The organism is Stenotrophomonas pictorum JCM 9942 (assembly GCF_001310775.1).
Taxonomy (GTDB): domain Bacteria; phylum Pseudomonadota; class Gammaproteobacteria; order Xanthomonadales; family Xanthomonadaceae; genus Stenotrophomonas; species Stenotrophomonas pictorum.
Window position 1 is genome coordinate 1 of sequence record NZ_BAZI01000082.1, and the last position, 9,244, is coordinate 9,244.

Annotated in this window: 1 protein-coding gene and 2 pseudogenes; all 3 read left to right on the forward strand. The window is 67.8% G+C overall.

Going from position 1 to position 9,244, the window contains the following annotated elements; all coding sequences use genetic code 11:
• The first annotated feature begins 163 nt into the window (after positions 1–163).
• The 3 genes and pseudogenes from acnD (at position 164) to JCM9942_RS06375 (ending at position 9,143) form a co-directional block, all read left to right on the forward strand.
• Positions 164–2,777: pseudogene (acnD, locus tag JCM9942_RS06365) on the forward strand (Fe/S-dependent 2-methylisocitrate dehydratase AcnD).
• Between the two features lie 90 nt (positions 2,778–2,867).
• The gene (prpF, locus tag JCM9942_RS06370) at positions 2,868–4,055 is read left to right on the forward strand and encodes a 2-methylaconitate cis-trans isomerase PrpF (RefSeq protein WP_054658518.1); all 1,188 of its coding nucleotides are present in this window, start codon (positions 2,868–2,870) and stop codon (positions 4,053–4,055) included.
• A gap of 205 nt (positions 4,056–4,260) precedes the next feature.
• Positions 4,261–9,143: pseudogene (locus JCM9942_RS06375) on the forward strand (alpha-2-macroglobulin family protein).
• Positions 9,144–9,244 lie beyond the last annotated feature (101 nt).

Here is a 9,244-nt window from a genome sequence, read left to right on the forward strand (position 1 = left end):
CCGCGCCAGCGGGCGGGGCCGCGTTTTTTCACCCGCGGGGAAGGATGCCCCCTGAAACCACCGTGGCGCTGCTGCCTGCTTCGATCGCCGGCTGGCAGCGCTGCTTTCGCAGGCACCGCGCAGGCGTGTGCCGCCCAGCCAGCCCGGATTCCACAGGCCCGCCATGAACACCGACTACCGCAAGCCCCTTCCCGGCACCCCGCTGGACTATTTCGACGCACAGGCTGCGGTCGATGCCATCGCCCCCGGTGCCTATGCCACGCTGCCGTACACCTCGCGCGTGCTGGCCGAAAACCTGGTGCGCCGTTGCAATCCGGCCACGCTCACCGATTCGCTCAGGCAGCTGATCGAGCGCAAGCGCGACCTCGATTTTCCGTGGTTCCCGGCGCGCGTGGTGTGCCATGACATCCTCGGCCAGACCGCGCTGGTGGACCTGGCCGGCCTGCGTGACGCCATTGCCGACAAGGGCGGCGACCCGGCCAAGGTCAACCCGGTGGTGCCGGTGCAGCTGATCGTGGACCACTCGCTGGCGGTGGAATGCGGTGGCTACGATCCGGACGCGTTCGCCAAGAACCGCGCCATCGAGGACCGCCGCAACGAGGACCGCTTCCATTTCATCGACTGGACCAAGCTGGCCTTCGAGAACGTCGATGTGATTCCACCGGGCAACGGCATCATGCACCAGATCAATCTGGAGAAGATGTCGCCGGTGATCTACCAGCAGGACGGTGTAGCCTTCCCCGATACCTGCGTGGGCACCGACAGCCACACCCCGCACGTCGATGCGCTGGGGGTGATCGCCATCGGCGTGGGTGGCCTGGAAGCAGAGAGCGTGATGCTGGGTCGCGCCTCGTGGATGCGCCTGCCCGACATCATCGGCGTCAAGCTGACCGGCAAGCCACAGCCGGGCATCACCGCCACGGACGTGGTGCTGGCCCTGACCGAGTTCCTGCGCAACCAGCGCGTGGTCGGTGCCTGGCTGGAGTTCTTCGGCGAAGGTGCTGCGGCACTGACCATCGGTGACCGCGCCACCATCTCCAACATGTGTCCGGAATACGGCGCCACCGCAGCGATGTTCTACATCGATGCGCAGACCATCGACTACCTGCGCCTGACCGGACGTGAGGAAGCGCAGATCGCGCTGGTCGAGAGTTACGCCAGAACCACCGGCCTGTGGGCCGACGCGCTGACCACCGCGCAATACGAACGCGTGCTGGAGTTCGACCTGTCCAGCGTGGTGCGCAACATGGCCGGCCCCAGCAATCCGCACAAGCGCCTGCCGGTGGCCGAGCTGGCCGCGCGGGGCATCGCCGATGAAGCCAAGCTGGAGCGCGGCAAGGGCGAGCAAGCCCAGGGCTGATGCCCGACGGCGCGGTGATCATCGCCGCCATCACCAGCTGCACCAATACCTCCAACCCGCGCAACGTGATCGCCGCCGCGCTGCTGGCGCGCAATGCCAACGCGCGCGGCCTGACCCGCAAGCCGTGGGTGAAGTCCTCGCTGGCCCCGGGCTCCAAGGCCGTACAGCTGTATCTGGAAGAAGCCGGCCTGCTGCCGGAGCTGGAGAAGCTGGGCTTCGGCATCGTCGCTTTTGCCTGTACCACCTGCAACGGCATGAGCGGTGCGCTGGACCCGGCGATCCAGCAGGAGATCATCGACCGCGACCTGTACGCCACGGCAGTGCTGTCGGGCAACCGCAACTTCGACGGCCGCATCCACCGTATGCCAAGCAGGCCTTCCTGGCCTCGCCACCGCTGGTGATCGCCTATGCCATCGCCGGCACCGTGCGTTTCGATATCGAGAAGGACGTGCTGGGCATCGATACCGCCGGCAACGAGGTGCGGCTGAAGGACATCTGGCCGACCGATGCCGAGATCGACGCGGTGGTGAAGGCGGCGGTGAAGCCGGAGCAGTTCCGCAAGGTCTACAACCCGATGTTCAACGTGCGCGTGGAGCATGGCGAGAAGGTCAGTCCCTTGTACGCCTGGCGCCCGCGCAGCACCTATATCCGCCGCCCGCCGTACTGGGAAGGCGCATTGGCCGGCGAGCGCACGTTGCGTGGCATGCGCCCGCTGGCGGTGCTGCCGGACAACATCACCACCGACCACCTGTCGCCGTCCAACGCGATCCTGCCGTCCAGTGCGGCCGGCGAGTACCTGGCCAGGATGGGCCTGCCGGAAGAGGACTTCAATTCCTACGCCACCCACCGTGGCGACCACCTCACCGCGCAGCGCGCCACCTTCGCCAACCCGAAGCTGTTCAACGAGATGGTGCGCAACGAGGACGGCAGCGTGAAGCAGGGCTCGCTGGCGCGGGTGGAGCCGGAAGGCAAGGTGATGCGCATGTGGGAGGCGATCGAGACCTACATGGAACGCAAGCAGCCGCTGATCATCATCGCCGGTGCCGACTACGGCCAGGGCAGCTCGCGCGACTGGGCGGCCAAGGGCGTGCGTCTGGCCGGTGTGGAGGCGATTGCCGCCGAAGGCTTCGAGCGCATCCACCGCACCAACCTGATCGGCATGGGCGTGCTGCCGCTGGAGTTCAAGCCGGGCACCAACCGCAACACGCTGGGCATCGACGGCACCGAGACCTATGACGTGATCGGCCTGCGCACCCCGCGCACGGACCTGACCCTGGTCATCACCCGTCGCAACGGTGAGGTGCTGAAGGTGCCGATGACCTGCCGTCTGGATTCGGACGAGGAAGTGGCGATCTACGAGGCCGGTGGCGTGCTGCAGCGCTTCGCGCAGGACTTCCTGGAAGCTTCCCACGCCTGACGCACCCGGCGCCCTTCCTCTCGTGGAGGGCGCCGGGCAAGGAGCGTTGTTCCCGTCCGTCCCGTCACCCGCAAGCAAGGAATCCCGAGCATGTCCGCCATCCCCCAGATCCGCATCCCCGCCACCTATATGCGTGGCGGCACCTCCAAGGGCGTGTTCTTCCGTCTTGAGGATTTGCCCGAGGCCGCACGCGTGCCGGGTGTCACACGGGACCGCCTGCTGCAGCGGGTGATCGGTTCGCCCGATCCGTACGGCAAGCAGACCGATGGCATGGGCGGGGCGACCAGCTCCACCAGCAAGTGCGTGATCCTCTCGCCCAGCCGCCAGCCGGGCCATGACGTGGACTACCTCTACGGCCAGATCGCCATCGACAGCGATTTCGTCGACTGGTCCGGCAACTGCGGCAACCTGTCCACCGCCGCCGGCGCGTTCGCGCTGCAGGCCGGCTATGTCGATCCGGCGCGGGTGCCGGCCGATGGCGTCTGCGTGGTGCGGATCTGGCAGGCGAACATCCGCAAGACCATCCTTGCCCATGTGCCGGTCAGCAATGGCCAGGTGCAGGAAACCGGCGACTTCGAGCTGGACGGGGTCACCTTCCCGGCGGCGGAGATCGTGCTGGAGTTCCTTGATCCGGCCGATGAGGGCGAAGGCGAGGGCGCGATGTTCCCGACCGGCAACCTGGTCGATGCGCTGGACGTGCCGGGTGTCGGCACGCTGCCGGCGACGATGATCACCGCCGGCATTCCCACCGTGTTCGTCAATGCCGCCGACCTGGGGTACAGCGGCACCGAGCTGCAGCCGGCGATCAACGGGGACGAGGCGGCGCTGGCGAAGCTGGAGGCCATCCGGGTGGCCGGCGCGCTGCGCATGGGCCTGATCCAGACGCCGGAGGAGGCGCTCACCCGCCAGCACACGCCCAAAGTGGCCTTCGTCGCCCCGGCGGCCGACTACGTTTCCAGCAGTGGCAAGACGGTCGGCGCGGCGGACATCGACCTCAACGTGCGCGCGATGTCGATGGGCAAGCTGCACCACGCGATGATGGGCACCGCCTCGGTGGCCATCGCCACGGCCGCCGCGGTGCCGGGCACGCTGGTGAATCTGGCCGCCGGTGGCGGCCCGCGCGATGCGGTGCGCTTTGGCCATCCTTCCGGCACGCTGGCTGTCGGCGCGTCGGTGACACAGGTTGACGGGCAGTGGACCGTCACCAGGGCGGTGATGAGCCGCAGCGCCCGGATCCTGATGGAAGGCTGGGTGCGGGTGCCCGGCGACAGCTTCTGAGCGACGGCCGCGGCGGCCTGAAGGTGCCGGCGTTTGCCGCAGATGAAAGCCCGGCCTGTTGCCGGGCTTTCCGCTATCCGGGAAGTGCTGTGTCCGGGCGGTAACCGGGCTTTGCTTATACTCGGGCCGACCTCTGGGGAGTATCGCAATGGACAGGAAGGGATCGCCGGGCCGCAGTGTGGGGCACTCGACATGGAAGGGGGTAATGCTGCTCGCGCTGCTGGTGCTGGTGCTGGGCGCATGCAAGCGCAATCCGGCCGGACAGCTGCCCGGCGCCAGCGGCGAGGCGATCCAGGCCACGCAGGAGCAGGTGAAGGGCTTTGCCATGCTGCGGGCCTGGCCGGACCAGAAGGGCGGCGACGGTCTGGCGCTGGCGGTGGAGTTCTCGCGGCCGCTGGTCGGCACCCAGGATTTCGACAAACTGCTGCGTTTTGAAGAGAAGGTTGGCAACGCCGACAGCAGCTGGTCACTGTCCGATGACGGCAAGACCTTGCGCTACCCCTATGTGGAAGCGGCCCGTGAATACACGCTGGTCATCTCGCCGGATCTGCTGGCCGCCGATGGCAGCCGGCTCGGCACCGAGGTGCGGCAGAAGGTGTTCACCGGCGCGCTGGATCCGGCGGTCGGCTTCGCGTCGCAGGGCAGCGTGCTGCCGGCCAAGGACAGCCGCGGCCTGCCGGTGGTTTCGGTGAACGTGCCGGAAGTGGATGTCGAGTTCCTGCGCGTGCGCGAAAAGGATCTGTCGACCTTCTTCGGCCAGTACCAGCGCGGCGGCCGTCGCGGCAGCTGGGAGCTGGACAGCGACTACGGCGACAAGACCCCGCTGTCGCAGCTGGCCGAGCCGGTCTACGTCAACCGCTTCGTGCTGGGCGGCAAACAGAACGAGCGGGTGCTGACCTACCTGCCGATCCAGGACGTGAGGGAGTTGCAGCAGCCCGGCCTGTACTTCGCGGTGATGAAACGCACCGGCAGCTTCGAAAGCGAATACGACACCTCCTTCTTCACCGTCAGCGATATCGGCCTGCACACGCGCGCCTACAAGGACACGCTGTTCGTGCATACCGCCTCGCTGGCCAGCGGTGCGCCGGCGCGGAGCGTGCAGCTGCGCGTGCTCGACGGCAAGGGCGAGGTGGTGCTCAAGGGCCAGACCGACACCAACGGCAATGCGCTGCTGAACTACACCCTCGATGCCGCCCACGTACTGGTGGCCAGCAGTGGCAGCGACACCACCATGCTGCCGTTCAACCAGCCGGCGCTGGACCTGAGCGAGTTCGCGGTGGCCGGGCGCCAGAACGCCAACTTCGATGTGTTCGCCTGGTCCGGGCGTGACCTGTATCGCCCGGGCGAAACCGTGCGGATCTCGGCGCTGCTGCGCGACAACGACGGGCGGATGCTGCGCGGTCCGGCCACGGGCAGCCAGCCGGTATTCCTGCGTCTGAAGCAGCCCGATGGCAAGACGTTCCGCGAAACCCGTCTGCAGCCGGGCGAACAGGGCTATTTTGCGTTCGAACAGGTGATTCCGGCTGAAGCGCCGACCGGGCGCTGGCAGGTGGAGTTCCGCACCGACCCGGCCAGCAAGGACGCGGTGCAGGGCATGACCCTGCGCATCGAGGAGTTCCTGCCCGAGCGGATGAAGCTGGACCTGGGCAGCGCGCAGGCCACGCTCAAACCGGGCGAGCCGCTCAAACTGCAGGCCGATGCGGCCTATCTGTATGGCGCCCCGGCCGATGGCAACCGTTTCACCGCGCGGCTGGCGGTGGCGGTGGAGCAGCATCCGCTGGAGTCGATGCCGGGCTGGTTCTTCGGTGATCCGACCGTGTCGCTGCCGCGCGAAGCCAACGATGTGATCGATACCACGCTGCCGGCCGACGGCAAGCTGCGCCAGGACATCGCGCTGCCGGCCGAGGTGGGCAAGGGCACGCCGGTGGCGGCGGTGGTGTCGGGCAGCGTCTATGAAAGCGGTGGCCGTACCGTGACCCGCACGCTCAAGCGGGTGCTGTGGCCGGCGCCGGCGCTGGTCGCGCTGCGGCCGCTGTTCGATGACAAGGAGGGGGCCGATGCCAACGCCAATGCGCGTTTCGAACTGCTGCGGGTGGATGCCGAGGGCAAGGCGCAACCGGCCAAGGGCCTGAAGGTCACCTTGGTCCGCGAACTGCGCGACTACCACTGGAGCTATACCGACGACCGTTGGGACTACGATTTCACCCGTCGTTTCGAGAACAAGGAAACCCGCACCCTCGACGCCGGCAGCACCGCCATGCGCTTCGATTTTCCAGTGGAATGGGGCGAGTACCGGGTGGATGTGTTCGACCCGGCCACCGGTCTGACCCTGCGTTATCCGTTCCGTGCCGGCTGGAGCTGGGAGGACGACAACCGCGGCCTGGACGCGCGTCCGGACAAGGTGAAGCTGGCGCTGGACAAGACCGCCTACCGCGCCGGCGATACGCTCAAGGTGACGGTCACCCCGCCGCATGCCGGCCGTGGCGTACTGATGGTCGAGAGCGACCACATGCTGTATGTGCAGGACATCGACGCCAAACCGGGCAGCACCTTCGAAATTCCGGTCACCAAAGACTGGGAGCGGCATGACGTCTACGTCACCGCGCTGGTGTTCCGTGGCGGCAGCGCACCGAGCAAGATCACCCCGGCACGCGCGGTCGGCGTGGCGCATGTGCCGATCGAGCGCGGCGACCGTCGGGTGGCGGTGGGGCTGGTGGCGCCTAAACAGATGCGTCCGGAACAGCCGATGACGGTGACCGTCAGTGCGCCGGAGCTGGCCGGCAAACCGGCGCATGTCACCGTATCGGCGGTGGACGTGGGCATCCTCAACATCACCCGTTTCCCGGTGCCCGATGCCCCGGCGCACTTCTTCGCGCAGCGGCGCCTGGGCGTGGATGCCTATGACATCTATGGCCGGGTGATCGAGAGCTTCGAGGGCAACAGCGGCAAGCTGAAGTTCGGCGGTGACATGGCGCTGGCGGCGTTGCCGCAGGCCAAACGCCCGACCGCGCGGGTGCAGACCGTGGATCTGTTCTCCGGGCCGGTGGCGCTCGATGCCAGGGGCAACGCGCGGGTCACGCTGCGGGTACCCGATTTCAACGGCACCCTGCGGGTCTCGGCGCTGGTCTACGCCGATGACCGCTACGGCAACCGCGATGTGGAAACGCTGGTGCGCGCGCCGATCCTGGCCGAAGCGAGCATGCCGCGGGTGATGGCGCCAGGCGACCGCAGCACGGTCACCCTGGACGTGCAGAACTTCACCGGCAAACCCGGCGAGTTCGCGGTCCGCGTGGAAGGTGAAGGTCCTCTGGGCATCGCCGAGGCGAGCCGCAAGCTGCAGCTCGGCGTCGAGGCCAAGAGCACGGTGAGCTTCCCGTTGACCGCGCAGGAGGGCTACAGCGTGGCCAAGGTGCGGGTACGGGTGGAGGGCAACGGTTTCAAGGTGGACCGCCGCTACGACCTGCCGGTACGCGCGGCGTGGCCGCAGGTGCTGCGCTCGCAGACGCGCACGCTCGATCCGCTGGCGGCGGTCACCCTGGACAGCGGATCGGCCAGTGGCCTGATGGCCGGTTCGGTCAACGCCCGCATGCTGGTCAGCGCCCTGCCACCGATCCCGTTCGCATCGGCCTTGCAAGGGGCACTGAACTATCCCTACGCTGCGCCGAGCAGACCACCAGCAAGGGCTATGCGGCCCTGCTGCTGGATCAGGCCACCTCAAGCATGCTCGGTGCCGACGGGCTCGATGCCAAGGCCCGCAACGAGCGCATGGAAGGTGCGTTCGGGCGGCTGGCCTCGATGCAGGTAGCCAACGGCAACTTCTCGATGTGGGGCAGCGACGACTACATCAATCCGGCGCTGACCCCGTATATCGCCGAGTTCCTGCTCGATGCTAAGGAGGCCGGTTTCGCGGTGCCGGAGAACGTGCTGCAGAAGGCGCTGAACCGGATCAGCGAAGACCTGCTCAGCGGCGGCAACCAGTTCTACGGCCAGGACCGCCGCGATGCGTTGAAATTCGCCAACCAGGCCTACTCCGGTTACGTGCTGGCACGGGTCAATCGCGCACCGCTGGGCACGCTGCGCACGCTGTGGGACAACGAGCGCTCCAAGGCGGTGACCGGCCTGTCGCTGGTGCATCTGGGCGTGGCGTTGTCGCTGCAGGGCGACAGCAAGCGCGGCCAGGCGGCGATCGCGGCCGGCTTCGCCAGGCCGGGCACGGATCGCCCGGCGTGGTTCGGCGACTACGGCAGCCCGCTGCGCGATGACGCGTTGATGATCGCACTGCTGCATGAGCGCGGGCTGGCCAAGCCGGAGTACGACGCACGCGTGGTCAACCTCGGTCGCGAGCTGGATGCGCGCCGCAACAGCGGCTGGCTGTGGCTGAGCACGCAGGAACAGGTGGCGCTGGCACGGCTGGGCAAGGCCTTGATGGCCAACCAGAAGAAGCTGGTGTCCGGTGAGCTGGCCATCGGTGGCAAGGTCGAGAACATCGAGGCGCGCAAGGTGTTCGCGCGCGTGTTCGACATGGCCCAGCTGGCACAGGGCGTGCGTTTCTCGCCGCAGGGTGAGGCGCCGATGTTCGCCAGTCTGGACGTGGCGGGCATCCCGCGGCAGGCACCGGCGCCGGACAACACCCATATCGGTATCGAGCGCAGCTGGTACGGCACCGACGGCAAGCCGTGGACGCCGCGGCCGCTGAAGGAGGGCGAGGCGCTGATTGTGCGGCTGGGCATCACCGCCAACGTCTCCATGCCCGACGCCCTGGTCACCGATCTGCTGCCGGCCGGCCTGGAGATCGAGAACTTCAACCTGGGCGATGCCAAGCAGTGGGCCGACGTGGTGGTGGATGGCGTGGAGATCAGCGACCGCGCGCGTGCGGCCGACGTCAAGCACGAGGAGTTCCGTGACGACCGCTATGTGGCGGCGCTGAATCTCCCACGTGGCGGCAAGGCCCACGTGTTCTATCTGGTGCGCGCGGTCACACCGGGCACCTACACGGTGCCGCCGCCGCTGGCCGAGGACATGTACCGTCCCGACCTGCGTGGCGTGGGCCGCAGCAACCCGACCACGATCACCGTGGTGCAGCCATGAACCGGTTCAACCCCAGCAACAGGCGGAGCGTGAGTGGGCCGAGCCGCTGAGCCGCAGCAACCGGGGGAGGCGCGCCCGCTTGCCCCCGGACCGGTCCGCCG